16 protein-coding genes are annotated in these 14,849 nt (G+C 48.2%); all 16 read right to left on the bottom strand.

Features of this window, described 5'->3' with window-relative positions; all coding sequences use genetic code 11:
* Window positions 1–10: 10 nt before the first annotated feature.
* Entirely contained in the window at window positions 11–745 is a 735-nt protein-coding gene (locus ACQUQU_RS08905) for a glycosyltransferase family 2 protein (protein WP_430462886.1), read from the bottom strand.
* Window positions 742–1,674 carry a glycosyltransferase family 2 protein gene (locus ACQUQU_RS08910; RefSeq protein WP_430462887.1) on the bottom strand — a complete coding sequence of 311 codons (933 nt, stop codon included), beginning with the start codon at window positions 1,672–1,674 and terminating at the stop codon, window positions 742–744. The genes ACQUQU_RS08905 and ACQUQU_RS08910 overlap by 4 nt, the downstream gene beginning before the upstream one ends.
* Window positions 1,667–2,251 carry an acyltransferase gene (locus tag ACQUQU_RS08915; RefSeq protein WP_430462888.1) on the bottom strand — a complete coding sequence of 195 codons (585 nt, stop codon included), beginning with the start codon at window positions 2,249–2,251 and terminating at the stop codon, window positions 1,667–1,669. Before ACQUQU_RS08915 ends, ACQUQU_RS08910 begins: the two co-directional genes overlap by 8 nt.
* Window positions 2,252–3,649, bottom strand: coding sequence for a lipopolysaccharide biosynthesis protein (locus tag ACQUQU_RS08920; RefSeq protein ID WP_430462889.1), 1,398 nt, complete (start codon window positions 3,647–3,649; stop codon window positions 2,252–2,254).
* The gene (locus ACQUQU_RS08925; RefSeq protein ID WP_430462890.1) at window positions 3,636–4,139 is read right to left on the bottom strand and encodes a hypothetical protein; all 504 of its coding nucleotides are present in this window, start codon (window positions 4,137–4,139) and stop codon (window positions 3,636–3,638) included. Before ACQUQU_RS08925 ends, ACQUQU_RS08920 begins: the two co-directional genes overlap by 14 nt.
* The gene (locus ACQUQU_RS08930; protein ID WP_430462891.1) at window positions 4,130–4,396 is read right to left on the bottom strand and encodes a sugar phosphate nucleotidyltransferase; all 267 of its coding nucleotides are present in this window, start codon (window positions 4,394–4,396) and stop codon (window positions 4,130–4,132) included. The genes ACQUQU_RS08925 and ACQUQU_RS08930 overlap by 10 nt, the downstream gene beginning before the upstream one ends.
* A 351-nt stretch (window positions 4,397–4,747) precedes the next feature.
* On the bottom strand, window positions 4,748–5,719 hold the full coding sequence (gene fcl, locus ACQUQU_RS08935; RefSeq protein ID WP_430462892.1) for a GDP-L-fucose synthase: 972 nt from the start codon (window positions 5,717–5,719) through the stop codon (window positions 4,748–4,750).
* Between the two features lie 2 nt (window positions 5,720–5,721).
* Window positions 5,722–6,843: a GDP-mannose 4,6-dehydratase gene (gene gmd / locus ACQUQU_RS08940; protein WP_430462893.1), complete on the bottom strand. Its 1,122-nt coding sequence runs from the start codon at window positions 6,841–6,843 to the stop codon at window positions 5,722–5,724.
* Window positions 6,844–6,847: 4 nt separating this feature from the next.
* The gene (locus ACQUQU_RS08945; protein WP_430462894.1) at window positions 6,848–8,014 is read right to left on the bottom strand and encodes a nucleotide sugar dehydrogenase; all 1,167 of its coding nucleotides are present in this window, start codon (window positions 8,012–8,014) and stop codon (window positions 6,848–6,850) included.
* Window positions 8,015–8,082: 68 nt separating this feature from the next.
* Window positions 8,083–8,973, bottom strand: a complete 891-nt coding sequence (gene galU / locus ACQUQU_RS08950) for a UTP--glucose-1-phosphate uridylyltransferase GalU (protein WP_430462895.1) — start codon at window positions 8,971–8,973, stop codon at window positions 8,083–8,085.
* A gap of 332 nt (window positions 8,974–9,305) precedes the next feature.
* A complete protein-coding gene (gene pyrF, locus ACQUQU_RS08955) occupies window positions 9,306–10,025 on the bottom strand; it encodes an orotidine-5'-phosphate decarboxylase (protein WP_430462896.1) in 720 nt (239 codons plus the stop codon).
* Window positions 10,026–10,036: 11 nt separating this feature from the next.
* Window positions 10,037–11,215: a hypothetical protein gene (locus ACQUQU_RS08960; RefSeq protein ID WP_430462897.1), complete on the bottom strand. Its 1,179-nt coding sequence runs from the start codon at window positions 11,213–11,215 to the stop codon at window positions 10,037–10,039.
* A gap of 8 nt (window positions 11,216–11,223) precedes the next feature.
* Window positions 11,224–11,505, bottom strand: coding sequence for a LapA family protein (locus tag ACQUQU_RS08965; protein ID WP_430462898.1), 282 nt, complete (start codon window positions 11,503–11,505; stop codon window positions 11,224–11,226).
* A 9-nt stretch (window positions 11,506–11,514) separates the two neighbouring features.
* Window positions 11,515–11,817 carry an integration host factor subunit beta gene (gene ihfB / locus ACQUQU_RS08970; RefSeq protein WP_430462899.1) on the bottom strand — a complete coding sequence of 101 codons (303 nt, stop codon included), beginning with the start codon at window positions 11,815–11,817 and terminating at the stop codon, window positions 11,515–11,517.
* Window positions 11,818–12,347: 530 nt separating this feature from the next.
* Window positions 12,348–14,030: a 30S ribosomal protein S1 gene (gene rpsA / locus ACQUQU_RS08975; protein WP_430462900.1), complete on the bottom strand. Its 1,683-nt coding sequence runs from the start codon at window positions 14,028–14,030 to the stop codon at window positions 12,348–12,350.
* Window positions 14,031–14,167: 137 nt separating this feature from the next.
* Entirely contained in the window at window positions 14,168–14,848 is a 681-nt protein-coding gene (gene cmk, locus ACQUQU_RS08980; protein WP_430462901.1) for a (d)CMP kinase, read from the bottom strand.
* Window position 14,849: the final 1 nt, after the last annotated feature.

Genomic DNA, 14,849 nt, shown 5'->3' on the forward strand with positions numbered 1-14,849 from the left:
AAATATCTCCTCAGGATAGACGAAGAATTTTCATCATTAGCACCTTAAATTTTCTTACTACTTTCCTTTGACAATATTGACGTGCTGATATTAATCCATAACGCCTTTTTATTTTTAGTGTCTCATAAAAACCTTTATGACTTGAAGACACACCGCCAGTTAGAAAGCCCGCCAAAATATGATTGATATATTTAAAGGAAGCATTTGACCTATACAATCTCAAGAAAAAGTCATAGTCCGACGCACTTTGATAATCTTGAGAATAAAGGCCAAACTGGTGGTATGCCTCCCGCAGAACAAATGAAGAGGGATGCGCAAGTGACTCATGCACTAAATAACTTGGATGATTTGCGTAAACTCGTTGCGGCTCATGCTGACGATAAACTTCTAATAAACCATACAATACATCACAACCACTGGACACCTCTACAGCAACTCTTTCCAATGTATTCGGGTAGTACCAGTCATCGCTATTTAATAGTCCAACATAGGTTCCTTGAGCCAGTGAAATACCCTTATTCATTGCGTCATAGATACCTGAATCCCTTTCAGAAACCCATCTCATTCGGCCATTGAAACGCTCTTCGTATGACTTGATTATTTCAATTGTTGAATCTCTTGAACAGCCATCTACAATGATATATTCGTAATCCTCACATTTCTGATTTAAAACTGACTCAATCGTACGAGCTATAGTTTTCTCACTGTTATAGCAAACTGTTATGATTGTGAATTTTGGCATCATGAAAACAACCTTACAAAACGCGAGAACGCACGTTCGACTAAACTATAGTTCCAGGACCTGGTAGCTCGCAGATACCTCAACATTAAATTATCGTTTTCAGGAAGATCAATATACTTAAAGAGTTCCACCCCATACTCAGATTTCATTTTCTCAATTTCGGCATCCCAATAGTATTTATCAATTTTTTTTATATGTTTTAAATCGATTCCAAACTTTAGATAGTTCTCAAGCCAAGCAGATGGCATTGGCGATTTATCAGCATCGGCCAGGCGATACATATGAGAATAGCGACGAAAGATTTCAATTGCTGTTTTATTTGGAAAAGTGATTCTCTCATAGCATTGATACCAGCGATGCTTACTCTCCATACGCTGCCAATCCGTAAACTGAAAATGCATCACAGAGAAACTTTCAACCTCTACGACTTTCTTGTGATTTAGTATTGGCACGCGGCAACTATGAATAATGCTGCCTCCATGCAATAGTTCATCCGCATCCATACAAGCGAAAGGCTGCCTCGCACGATCTCCTGCCCAGCAATATGAGAAGTCACTTGAAACAAATGGCCATTTAAATTTAAAAATAGTCCCCTCCTCCTGTTCCAGCATACGATTCCATTCGTCGGAATTCCAAGCATCGCCACTTAGGAATTCGTCTGCATCGAGGGCAATTAACAATCTTTTTCCAGGAATTTTCCGAGCTTCATCAATCAGGAGTTTCTGGCGTTCTGGCTCGTTAAATTCACTACTATCATTTAAAATCAGCCTTGCTTTCGGAAAACTCCTAACAATATCGCGAGATAGATCAGTAGAGTTCTGATCTGCTACGATAATCACATCGGCCCACAGAGATGCTGCGGCTAAAAATTTCTCAAGAATCCATTCTTCATTTTTAACTGGTGTAAGACAAATAACTGTTGGCTTAATCACTCTCTATTCTCCTGATAAAGACTGCAGGGTTTCCTGCGTAAACAGAGTTTACATACTCAGGAGAACGTGCCAATATGCTACCAGCCCCGATAACACAACGCTCTGGAATTTCAACACCTTTCAAAATAATGGCATTCGCGCCAACCATCACTTGATCTCCGATATAAACCGGAGAGTATTTTGCATCCATAATAGAACGTTGATTTAGTCGCTTATCAGCCTCTACTGGATGGAAGTCTGTATCATATATAGTAGTATTCACTCCCATACCAACATGCCTTCCAATCGTCACACTTTTCACACATACAATTCGCGTTCCTGACAAACCACTTCCATACCCTATCGTCAATATCGCCCCTTCGCTAATTGCTGCTAATATAGTCCGACCGTAAACGCCCGCTACATTTCCATTCGTTTTAGATACTATTGTCACTTTCGCGTCAATTTTTATCCTAGCACCTTTTACTACAACGATTCGAGGATAACCTACTAGCCGACAGTAGCCGAATTTAGTGTCGACGCCCTTTAGACGCAAATAACAATAGTCAACAACCTTTTTAATGAAGTTCAATGACATTTATTGTAATATCCTCCTGACGCCACCGATGTTTCTCCAGATATAAACACACGCAGTGATAACAAGTAACAGCAGCATACCATAACGAACAGCTGTGTGATCAGACAGCAGATTAACAGCAAACGCAGACGTTATAGCAATGATAATCTTAATTGAATAACCATGAGGTGTAGTAAGTACATCACCGGTACAATGCAGGTTATAGTAGTAAAATAGCATATGCATTAACAGACATGAAATTAGCGTTGAGCACAACGCTGCATTATAACCATACTCCGGAATATAAATATAATTAAATGAAATATTGGCAATAGCGCCCACTATAATAATAACAGAATTGGCTAGTGTTTTTTTTCTGTACATCTGTGTCTCCGTCTCGTTCAGAGTCAGAATCTGAATATATGAGCAACACAATATGAATATCACAACCGTAGATGCCTCCCAATACTCCTTTTCACTTAGAACATGGATAGCTTCCTTTGCAATCAACATTCCGCCAATCGTTCCAAAAAGCGCGCTCCATCCTAAGAAAGCGTACAAGTGCCGAATATCAGAAAATCTTTCAGCGGAATACGCTCGATATAACCAAGGGATAATCGCCTGTCGAAGAGCAACCCATAATGTGAAACTTAATATGCCAAGCGTAGTGCCAAGACTGTATATTGCCGCCTCAGAGTTACTTACCATATTAGCAAGCATAACCCTATCAAATTGATTATTAATTGTTGCCGACACACTACCGAGAATGAATGGAGCTGAATACGTCAATCCAAATGCCAAATAACGCCACTCAATGACAGCTCTCGACTCTCTACTTAAATCTATTACGGCATAGAGTGCAACCATTAGTTCAGCAACGATCATCCCCCAAAGTCTACCTAAAATTGGATCGTCCATCAGCCAAACTACAAAATAGTAAGCCAACATTAACCCAGTCACAGTTTTTAGTAGCGCAATGACAGACACACGTTTATAGCTCATATTATACTGCATAGTTGCGACGTATATAGAGCCAATCATTGAGGATACTATATGTAGAGAAAGAAGCAGCACCAAATCAGGTCGTATACCCACTATTTCTGACACATCAATATTTAATACAAATATCGCCAATAATACGACAAGAAAAAATGTGCCACTAAAAGTTAGTAAAGTCAGTCCATATGAACTGAGTGAATGGGGAAACTCGACTTGTGAGCGTGGAATACTTAGGGACAGCCCCATACCTAGTACAGGTGTCAGGATCGCCACCCAGCTAACATATATTGCAACTTGTCCAAACTCATCTGGTGTCAAAAGACGTGTAAATATTGCGACAGAGGCAATACTAGCAAATAATATAGCTAGCTTGGCAGCACTGTACCACGACATAGCCTTTATAATATCAATGAAACCCATTACTTCCTACCCTCAGAAGGCACCTGACCATAAGCATCTTTAAGCGCAGGATATTTTCCTCACCGAGATACGAACCAGACTGAGCCCCTATCATTTCCAACTCAGTAACACATTGATTTGCCAAAGAATGCATCTGGCCAATCAGAATGTACTTTGACTGGCTTTCAGTCACTAAAAACGTCGTATCGCCGTGGGTTAACTTGGCCGTATCAGGCATCACTATCCCTTGCTCGGCATAGTGATGATGCAGCTGCATCGACAACTTAGCACCCGGCGGGACGGTAATACACTCAGCCTTACAACGCTCGCCTTTCTTGATTGAATCGCATTTAGCACACGGGCGACACTCTTTTAAAAACGCGGCTTCCTCAACACGAATAAAATCGTGATCCAGCACCGCTCCCTGAATCGATTGTCCAAAGGCTGAATATATATTCGGACGAGACTGCTTTAAAGCAGCCAGACAACGGTCGGTACGAATCACAAGCATGCCGCTGTTCCACAACCAATTGTTTGCACTCTGGTCGATTTTTCGGTGAAATACTGCTGTGCTGTGCCCTGATCAGGCTTTTCGCCAAACCGCTCTACAGCAAGCAGTGCATCACTTTCGGCGCTGCCAACGTTGATATAACCGTAACCGCTAGCCGCCTCAGTCGGCACAATGTCCAGCGTACCGAATTTACTAGCCTGTACCGCAGGCCGTAACTGCATAGCCGCCAGCTGGAAAGCTTCGATATCACGAATCACATAATCCTCCGACAGAATCAGTATGACAGGTGTGTCATCTGCACCTTCTGACCCACGCATAATCTGCATCACCGCAGCGTAATGACTGGTGCAGTATTAGACCCACCGGTTCCAGCAAACTACAGGCCTTATGTCCCGGCTGACGCTCTGCTCGGCAATCAGGAAGCGGTACTCTTCGTTACAGATCAGCACCGACTCTGCCGACACCATGCAGTGCAGACGAGCAGCAATTTCTGTAGCATGGTTAAATGGCTGTTCTGTCCCAGAAATTGCGTAGTAAATACTGTACGGGCCAAAGGACATAAATGTGTACCCCGGTTGCCAGCCAAGTCTTAACGTCTGCCATAAACCTTATCCGCGAAAATCATCCTGATGAGCCAGGAACCAGTCGTAAGTCATCTGCAGGCCTTGTTGCAGCTCGATGCTGTAACTCCAGCCCAGCTTCTTCAGCGTATCCACGTCCATCAGTTTGCGTGGCGTACCATCCGGCTTCGTGGTATCGAATACGATATCGCCCTGATAGCCCACAACCTCTGCCATGGTATGTGCCAGTTCCGCAATGGTGCAGTCTTTGCCCGTGCCAACGTTGATGTGGCTGAGCATTTCTGCAGTGTACGACTCGTAAGTTGCCTGATCGACATTGGCCACAAACACTGACGCCGCGGCCATATCATCAACATGCAGAAACTCACGCATTGGCTTGCCGGTGCCCCACACCACCACCTCTGGTGTACCCGCCAGCTTGGCTTCATGGAAACGACGCATCATCGCCGGAATAACATGGGAGTTGGCCGGGTGGAAGTTGTCGTTTTCGCCGTACAGGTTTGTAGGCATAACGCTGCGGTAATGACGACCATACTGGCGGTTATACGACTCACACAGTTTGATACCGGCGATTTTGGCAATGGCATAAGGCTCGTTGGTTGGCTCCAGCCTACCGGTCAGCAGCGCACTTTCCTGCATTGGCTGTTCAGCCAGTTTCGGATAAATACAGGATGAACCCAAAAACAGCAGATCATTCACACCAGCCAGATGCGCAGCGTGAATGATATTGCATTCAATCATCAGGTTCTCGTAAATGAACTCGGCCGGGTAGGTGTTATTGGCAACAATCCCCCCTACTTTGGCTGCCGCCAGATACACCTGATCGATCTTTTCTGCCGCAAAAAAGGCCTGCACATCGGCCTGGTTTAACAGGTTCAGTTCGCTGCGTGAGCGCAACACCAGTTCGATGCCTGGCTGGCTCTGCAACTGACGAACAATGGCAGAGCCGACCATGCCATTATGGCCGGCAACAAATACGCGCTTAGCGGTAGCAGCCACAATCAGTTCTCCAAGGAAACCGGTACATCATGACCATGCTCTTTCAGCAGGGCATGACGCTGTGCCACTTTCAGGTCTTCTGCGACCATTTCGGCACACATTTCCTGTACGGTAATTTCCGGCGTCCAGCCCAGTTTCTGTTTGGCGTTGGTTGGGTCACCCAGCAGGGTTTCTACTTCTGCCGGGCGGAAGTAGCGTGGATCAACACGCACGATCACATCACCCACCTTAAGGGCCGGCGCATTGTTGCCTTCGATGGCAGTTACAACGGCTTTTTCTTCTACGCCCTGACCTTCAAACGCCACACTGATGCCCAGTTCTTTGGCGGACCACTCGATAAACTGGCGTACGGAGTATTGAACACCGGTAGCAATAACAAAGTCTTCTGGCTTGTCCTGCTGCAGCATCATCCATTGCATACGCACGTAGTCTTTGGCGTGACCCCAGTCGCGCAGCGCATCCATGTTGCCCATGAACAGGCATTTCTCAAGACCCTGAGCAATGTTCGCCAGACCACGGGTAATCTTACGGGTTACGAAGGTTTCACCGCGACGCGGGGATTCATGGTTAAACAGAATGCCGTTACAGGCGTACATGCCATAGGATTCACGGTAGTTAACGGTAATCCAGTAGGCGTACAGTTTGGCTACCGCATACGGCGAACGCGGATAGAAAGGCGTGGTTTCTTTCTGCGGGATTTCCTGCACCAGACCGTACAGCTCGGAGGTAGACGCCTGATAGAACCTGGTTTTCTTTTCCAGACCGAGGAAGCGAATGGCTTCCAGCAAACGCAGTGTGCCCATAGCATCCACATCGGCGGTGTATTCCGGCGCTTCAAAAGAAACGGCTACGTGCGACTGCGCACCCAGGTTGTACACTTCGTCTGGCTGAACTTCTTTCAGAATACGGGTCAGATTGGACGAGTCCGTCAGATCGCCGTAATGCAGAATGAAGTTCTTATTATCGGTGTGTGGATCCTGATAAATATGATCAACACGCTGGGTATTGAACGATGAAGCACGACGCTTGATGCCATGCACTTCATAGCCCTTTTCAAGCAGAAACTCCGCGAGATATGAACCGTCCTGGCCAGTAATGCCGGTGATGAGAGCCGTCTTTTTCATACTGTTAATCACTTCCAAACAAATCTCTTGTGTACACTTTCGACACTACATCCTGCAATTCCTCAGAAGGACGATTAGCGACAATCACATCTGAAATTTGCTTGAATTCTTCGAGACTTTTAATAACACGCGAATGGAAAAATTCGTCCTCCTCCAGAACTGGCTCGTATACAACCACCTCAACACCCTTTGCTTTAATGCGCTTCATCACACCCTGAATAGCAGACGCACGGAAGTTGTCGGAACCGGACTTCATCACCAGACGGTAAATCCCCACGACCTTTGGCTTCCGACGCAGAATAGAATCTGCAATGAAGTCTTTACGCGTAGTGTTGGCATCAACGATCGCACGGATAATGTTGTTTGGTACCTCATTGAAGTTCGCAAGCAATTGCTTGGTATCTTTTGGCAGGCAATAGCCACCATAACCAAAGCTCGGGTTGTTATAGTGACTGCCGATACGTGGATCTAACCCGACACCCTGAATGATTTGCTTAGTGTCCAGTCCATGAGTTTCGCAATAGGTATCGAGCTCATTAAAGTATGCTACACGCAATGCGAGGTAAGTATTGGAAAACAGCTTAACGGCTTCCGCTTCTGTACTGTCGGTAAACAGCACCGGAATGCCCTGCTTTACAGCACCCTGCTTGAGCAGGTTGGCGAAGGTTTCTGCACGTAGCGAGCGCTCACCAACGATAATACGTGACGGATACAGGTTATCGTACAGGGCTTTACCTTCGCGCAGGAACTCAGGAGAGAACATCAGGTTGCTACAACCCAGTTCTTCTTTCAGACGTGTGGTATAACCCACCGGAATGGTCGATTTAATCACCATAACCGCATTCGGATTAATCGCCATGACATCTTTAATAACGGCCTCTACGCTGCGTGTATTAAAGTAGTTAGTCTGCGCATCGTAATCCGTTGGCGTTGCGATAACGACATAGTCAGCGCCTGTATAGGCTTCATGCTTGTCCATCGTCGCACGGAAATTGAGGTCTCTATTCTCCAGAAAATCTTCAATTTCACTGTCAACAATTGGAGACTGCTTCTTATTAAGCATCTCAACTTTTTCTGCAACAATATCGAGCGCAACAACTTCGTTGTGCTGAGCCAGCAGCATTGCATTAGAAAGACCAACGTAGCCGGTACCAGCGATAGCAATTTTCATAAAAAATCCCAATCAATAGCAAGGTTGTTTGCACTTTAAACAACCTAGCGATACATCAAGTTGTTGATTTAAGTTAGCGATTTGATCCATTCACTGAAGGCTTTCCCCTCTTGATCGTGTCGCATACTGTATTCCACAAAAGCTTTCATGTAGCCCAATTTACCACCGCAATCGTGCGACTTTCCGGTCATATAAAATGCATTCACATCCTGCTGCTTCATAAGATCGAAAATGGCGTCCGTCAGCTGGATCTCATCTCCTGCCCCTGGTGCTGTATGCTGCAGGATATTCCAGATAGAAGGAGGCAACACATAGCGTCCAACGACTGCCAGATTGGATGGTGCATCTTTGACAGCTGGCTTTTCCACAATCGTGGTCAGCGCAGTACTTTCACCTGGTTTAATGGCGATACCGCCGACATCCACGATACCGTATTTATTAACATCTTTTTCAGGTACAGCCTCAACGAGAATCTGGCTTGCACCGGATGCTTCATAGGCTCGAATCATGGCCGCAAGGTTTTCTGTCGTAAGGTCGGACGCAGCATCATCAATAAGTACATCCGGTAAGACCACTGCGAATGGAACATCGCCAACCAGTGGCTTGGCACACAGCACCGCATGCCCCAAGCCTTTAGCTTGCCCCTGACGCACATGCATAATAGTGACCCCTTTTGGGGTAATAGAGCGCACTTCGTCGAGCAGCTGACGCTTAACCCGCGCCTCCAGAGTAGTTTCAAGCTCGAATGAGGTATCGAAGTGGTTCTCTATCGCATTCTTCGATGAGTGTGTTACCAATACGATTTCTTTAATGCCTGCAGCAGCACACTCATTGACCACATATTGGATCAGAGGTTTGTCAGCCAGAGTGAGCATTTCTTTTGGGATAGCCTTACTGGCGGGTAACATCCGTGTTCCAAGACCAGCGACCGGAATGACAGCTTTGGTTACTTTAAGCATAGATGCCTCGAAACGGAGCCTTACTATTTATGTTCTGATAGAAAAAATGGAATTTAAAAATCATCAGCATTGAGTTGAACTCCAATACCGGAGATCTGTGCCTATGACTGCACATACCGCTGAAATTTCTCATAGAAGGATTGCGACTTGAGCCATTTAAAGCGAGCCACCTGAGCAACTTACCATCCCTTAAAATTCGGGTGGAAAAACCGTCATATTCAGGCGATAACACAATTGGCAGACAGCGTGATGTGGAACGAAGGACGCTCGAACCGCCGCTATTAGTGACTCTTTTTTGCTCCAAGCAAAAGATTGCATCCATGCCTTCAAACTCACAGAGTCAGTGATTTCAGGATATCAGCACAGGCCACTGCAGGCTCTGCAGACTGAGTAATCGGGCGGCCGATAACCATGTAACTGACACCCGCCCTGAGCGCTTCGGCAGGTGTCATAATGCGACGCTGATCGCCAATATCCGCACCTGCCGGGCGAATGCCTGGCGTAACCGTCTTAAACTCTGCACCACACAATTCCCGTAGTGCTGCGACTTCCTGAGCAGAACACACAACGCCGTCAAAACCACTCGATTGGGTCAACTGGGCGAGACGTTTTACCTGCTCTATCGGTTCAATATCCAAGCCGATATCGGCAAGATCACCGCGTTCCATGGATGTCAGCACAGTAACAGCGATAAGCAACGGCTTATGGGATTTCTTTTCCACTTCTTCCCGGGCGGCTTCCATCATGCGCCGGCCACCGGACGCATGTACATTCACCATCCATACGCCCATATCAGCAGCAGCACCAACGGCTTTGGCACAGGTGTTGGGAATATCGTGAAATTTAAGATCGAGAAATACATCGAAACCGCGCGTTTGCAGTTTGTCGACGATAGAAGGACCTGCCGAAGTGAAAAGCTCCTTACCGACCTTTACCCGGCAAGTAGCCGGATCCAGCTTTTCAGCCATCGCCAAAGCGTCGGATGCCTGCGAATAATCGAGCGCAACAACGATAGGAGATTGGGTAATTGGCTTTTCAGTACTGACTGACATCTGGCTTTCCGTCACAAATCTAATTTGGTTTTATTCAACTGCGGCGCGTAGGGAACAACCACAGACCAATCCTTACAGCTAGGGCAACGCCAGTGATATTCTTTCGCTTTAAACCCACAGCTCTTACAAATGAACTTAGGTTCACTATCAACAATTTGGCTGAGAATACCATACAGGGTCAGCAACTGCGACTTGTCGAGCTGCAGCCGGTGGCGAACAACCAATTCCACAAGTGCGAAGAAGCCCTGATTCGAAGGAGAAACTTTAAGTTCGCTTAAAAGGTAGTCAGCCGCTTTCTCACCGCCATCGATGGCTGCCTCACATTCCGTTCTGGCGGTCAGCGCAGGTACGAAATGCGAAACCTTCCAGTGCTTCTCCAGATGGGTAGACAGGCCTTTGGCGTCGCCTAATTGAGTGAAGCTGCTCACCATGTTAGTAAGCACATTCACAGCCGCCTGCGGGTCGGTATCCACAGCTTTCAGATAACATCTGACCGCCTCATGGTACTCAGCCTGATCGTAAGCAAGATTACCCTGAATCACATAAGCTCTTGCACATTGTGAATCCGTGCGCAATGCCTGGCGAATGTGTTGCTGCGTCTCGAGGAAATCCCCCCGCTTCATGCAGCGTTCCGCAAGCTCGCAGGCCGCATGTGCAATACGCTTGTTCAGGTGCTGCAGGGAAGGCAACCTCTTCTGTTTGTGTAAATCCAGAACTTTTCCCCACTCCCCTTCCTCTTCGTAAAGCTCAATCAGGTAAGCCGCCGCCACCTCCAGCACACGCCCCTTCGTGCCAAGCAATTCGAGAAACAGACGCTCAGCCCGATCCAGCAAGCCTGCAAAGTAGTAATCAACCGCCAGCTCCAGCTCAAGCTGAATTTGCATTTGGCGGGAGAGACCGGTTCTGGCAAACAAAGACTGGTGAAGATGAATAGAGCGCTCCACCTCACCCTTTTCCCTCAGGGTTCGGCCGAGCTTCAGGAACAAATCAATGGAATCATCATCGAGCTGCTGCACAGACAGCAAGCGCTCAAGTGAGGCGTCGTTAGCCTCCGCAAGAAGGTATTCAACACTGGGGATCCAATCGGGAGCAGCTTCTTTCCGGACCTGGCGGGCAAAGCGGTAGCCTAACGACCAGCCGATGCCGATTCCAGCAAGCAAAAGCACATAGACCAGTGCAGAATCCATCATAAAAGTGCCTACGGCAGCTTGTTCAGGCGCTGTCTTAAATCGGCCGCCTCTTTCCTGAATTTACGCACCTCAATACCCCGGCGGGCCGAAGTGAGAACACCGACAGAAATGCCGATCAACAACCCAACCAGCAAGGCGATGCCAAGCCAAAGGGAAACCGGTAGCGCCAGAGTGCCTCCTAACAGGAAATCGAGCTCAACACTGCCCGCATTATTGGCTGCGAACGACAGTGCATACAAGGCAACCAGCACAAACAGCCCGACACTCAGGCCAACCTTCAGCTTTCTCATATCAGGTTCTCAACCAAACTCGCCGTCTTCAGGCGCGTCGTTTACCTGATCGCGCAGCTCTTTACCTGGCTTGAAGTGGGGAACGAACTTGCCTTTGAGGTCAACCGTCTCACCGGTTTTAGGATTGCGGCCAACACGAGGAGCACGATAGTGCAGAGAGAAACTGCCAAAACCGCGGATTTCAATCCGCTCTCCGGATGACAGAGTCTGGGACATATGATCGAGCAGGGTCTTCACCGCCAGCTCGACATCCTTCGATGACAACTGCGGCTGTCGGCTTACGATCTTTTCAATCAACTCAGATTTCGTCATAGCTTTTCCCTCCTTGAGAACGAAGCCTGGCAATAAACCTAACCAAATCATGCAGTTAGCTCAATCCATTTGCAAGCACTGTTTGTTTTTTGCACGCCACAGTTCACAAAACCCCGAAAACACCGTATTTCACCCGTGAAAAGCGGCTTAACAGAACTCATAGCCCGCATTAGCGCACATGAATATGAACATCACGAGAGCCAGATCAGCCCCACAGACCAGCCAGAGGATTTCCAGTCCGAGAGGGGGCATCGTTAGAAACAGGGGTTAATGCACACAATACGTTTCAGAGAATGGCGCAGTGGACGATGCCTGCTTTAGCGAGCACATGTCAAAGCTTTGCCGGGAACAAAACTTTACGCACGCAGTGCGGTCCGGAGGGTGGGCACCATGGACAGCCAGCTCATAGCATCAGAGCCGGGAGCGCTGAGCAACATTACGTATCGATGGCCCGCAGGGTGCCCCGCCATGGATGGCAGGCATAAAAAAACCCGCCGAAGCGGGTTTTTTCAGTCAGATTAAGCCGTAGCTTAGTCTTTCTGGTTCATCTGCTCTTTGATCAGGTCGCCAATGGTGGTCGGACCAGTCATTTCTGCATCCGCTTTAGCGCGCTGTTCTTTCAGAGCGGCCTTGTCAGCTGCTTCGTCTTTCGACTTAACAGACAGAGCGATAGAACGGTTCTTACGGTCAACAGCGGTGATCACTGCATCAACCTGATCGCCTTCCTTCAGTACGTTACGGGCATCTTCTACCTTGTCACGGCTGATTTCAGAGGCTTTCAGAGTCGCTTCAACGCCTGGAGCGATTTCGATGGTAGCGGCTTTCGCATCAACTGCGATTACTTTACCGGAAACCAGAGTGCCCTTGTCGTTTTCTGCTACGAATTCAGAGAACGGATCGCTTTCCAGTTGTTTCACGCCCAGGGAGATACGCTCACGCTCTGGATCGATAGACAGGATAACGGTTTCCAGCTCATCGCCTTTCTTGTACTTACGAACGGCTTCTTCGCCGCTGTCGTTCCAAGAAATGTCAGACAGGTGAACCAGACCGTCGATACCGCCTTCCAGACCGATGAAGATACCGAAGTCAGTGATGGACTTGATCTTACCGGAGATCTTGTCGCCTTTGTTGAACTTGGTACCGAATTCTTCCCATGGGTTCATGGTGCACTGCTTGATGCCCAGGGAGATACGACGACGTTCTTCGTCGATATCCAGAACCATCACATCAATCTCGTCGCCAACCTGAACAACTTTAGATGGGTGGATGTTCTTGTTGGTCCAATCCATTTCGGATACGTGAACCAGACCTTCAACGCCTTCTTCCAGCTCAGCGAAGCAACCGTAGTCAGTCAGGTTGGTTACGCGTGCTTTAACGATAGCGTGCTCTGGGTAACGTTCGTTGATGTTCACCCATGGGTCGTCGCCCAGTTGTTTCAGACCCAGAGAAACGCGGTTGCGCTCACGGTCGAACTTCAGAACTTTAACGTCGATTTCGTCACCAACAGCAACGATTTCGCTTGGGTGCTTGATACGCTTCCAAGCCATGTCGGTGATGTGCAGCAGGCCGTCTACACCGCCCAGATCTACGAAAGCACCGTAGTCGGTCAGGTTCTTAACGATACCTTTAACAGACTGGCCTTCCTGCAGGTTAGCCAGCAGTTCTTCACGCTCTTGAGAGTTAGCAGCTTCCAGAACGGCACGACGGGATACAACCACGTTGTTACGCTTGGCATCCAGCTTGATAACTTTGAATTCCAGCTCTTTGCCTTCCAGGTGCAGAGTGTCACGCACCGGACGCACGTCAACCAGAGAACCTGGCAGGAACGCGCGGATGTTTTTCAGGTCAACAGTGAAGCCGCCTTTGACTTTACCATTGATGATACCCATAACCATTTCGTCAGCTTCGAAGGCTTTTTCCAGCTCTTTCCAGCTTTCTGCGCGCTTGGCTTTTTCACGGGACAGACGGGTTTCACCGAAACCATCTTCAACCGCTTCCAGGGAAACCTGAGTGGTATCGCCAACTTTAACTTCCAGTTCGCCTTTTTCGTTCAGGAACTGAGCGCGTGGGATAACGGCTTCGGATTTCAGGCCAGCGTTTACAGTTACCCAGTCGCTGTCGATGTCAACAACGGTACCGGTAACGATAGAACCGGTTTGCATGTCCAGTTCTTTAAGGGATTCTTCAAATAATGCTGCAAAGCTTTCGGTCATGGATACACCTGTTTCATTAATTCGCGCGCCCTATCCGGACGACGCTATCCAAATGGCCAGACATTTGGTGTTAGTCAGACAAAAAACCGCACACGCCCTCTTACCTCGGGTAAGCCGGCTGGCGCGTCGGTTTCATCTCAGATCAGTCCTGCAGTACGGACAAGATTCATTACCTGACCGCACACTTCCTCAATACTCATTGAGGTGCTGTCGATCAGCACTGCATCTTGCGCTGGCCGTAACGGAGCAACAGAACGGTTACTGTCACGCTCATCACGAGCCCGGATGTCTTCGATAAGGGCGGGTAAACTAGCACTAAAGCCCTTTTCAAGCAACTGTTTATAGCGGCGCTGGCCGCGTTCCTCGGCACTTGCGGTGAGGAAAACCTTCACCGGAGCGTCCGGAAAAACCACAGTGCCCATGTCGCGGCCATCGGCAATAACACCGGGTTTGGCGCGAAAATCACGCTGACGCTGCAGCAGTGCATCACGCACCGCCGGTAATGCCGCCACCTGAGACGCCATGCTGCCGACTTCTTCGGTGCGGATGGTACTGGTTACGTCATCACCCTCCAGAATCACGCGCACACCGTCAGGGGTTGGTTCAAAACGCACATCCAGCTGACCGGCAACGCCAGCCACTTCTGCTTCGCTGTCCAGGGCAATACCTCGACGACTGGCAGCCAGACCTGTGATGCGGTAGAGCGCACCACTGTCCAGCAATTGCCAGTTGAGTACCTGCGCCAGACGGGCACACACGGTACCCTTGCCGGCACCGGACGGACCGTCGATGGTGATTACGGGAGCCAGTTCAGTCATC

The organism is Thalassolituus sp. LLYu03 (genome assembly GCF_050507655.1).
Classification (GTDB): Bacteria; Pseudomonadota; Gammaproteobacteria; order Pseudomonadales; family Oceanobacteraceae; genus Venatoribacter.

Coding starts and splice junctions, on each gene's coding strand:
- ACQUQU_RS08925 (WP_430462890.1), bottom strand. CDS start 4,139: ATGCTTGTGATTCGTACCGACCGTTGTCTGGCTGCTTTAAAGCAGTCT.
- ACQUQU_RS08960 (WP_430462897.1), bottom strand. CDS start 11,215: ATGATGGATTCTGCACTGGTCTATGTGCTTTTGCTTGCTGGAATCGGC.
- galU (WP_430462895.1), bottom strand. CDS start 8,973: ATGCTTAAAGTAACCAAAGCTGTCATTCCGGTCGCTGGTCTTGGAACA.
- ACQUQU_RS08915 (WP_430462888.1), bottom strand. CDS start 2,251: ATGTCATTGAACTTCATTAAAAAGGTTGTTGACTATTGTTATTTGCGT.
- cmk (WP_430462901.1), bottom strand. CDS start 14,848: ATGACTGAACTGGCTCCCGTAATCACCATCGACGGTCCGTCCGGTGCC.
- ACQUQU_RS08905 (WP_430462886.1), bottom strand. CDS start 745: ATGATGCCAAAATTCACAATCATAACAGTTTGCTATAACAGTGAGAAA.
- rpsA (WP_430462900.1), bottom strand. CDS start 14,030: ATGACCGAAAGCTTTGCAGCATTATTTGAAGAATCCCTTAAAGAACTG.
- gmd (WP_430462893.1), bottom strand. CDS start 6,843: ATGAAAAAGACGGCTCTCATCACCGGCATTACTGGCCAGGACGGTTCA.
- ihfB (WP_430462899.1), bottom strand. CDS start 11,817: ATGACGAAATCTGAGTTGATTGAAAAGATCGTAAGCCGACAGCCGCAG.
- ACQUQU_RS08945 (WP_430462894.1), bottom strand. CDS start 8,014: ATGAAAATTGCTATCGCTGGTACCGGCTACGTTGGTCTTTCTAATGCA.
- ACQUQU_RS08965 (WP_430462898.1), bottom strand. CDS start 11,505: ATGAGAAAGCTGAAGGTTGGCCTGAGTGTCGGGCTGTTTGTGCTGGTT.
- ACQUQU_RS08920 (WP_430462889.1), bottom strand. CDS start 3,649: ATGGGTTTCATTGATATTATAAAGGCTATGTCGTGGTACAGTGCTGCC.
- pyrF (WP_430462896.1), bottom strand. CDS start 10,025: ATGTCAGTCAGTACTGAAAAGCCAATTACCCAATCTCCTATCGTTGTT.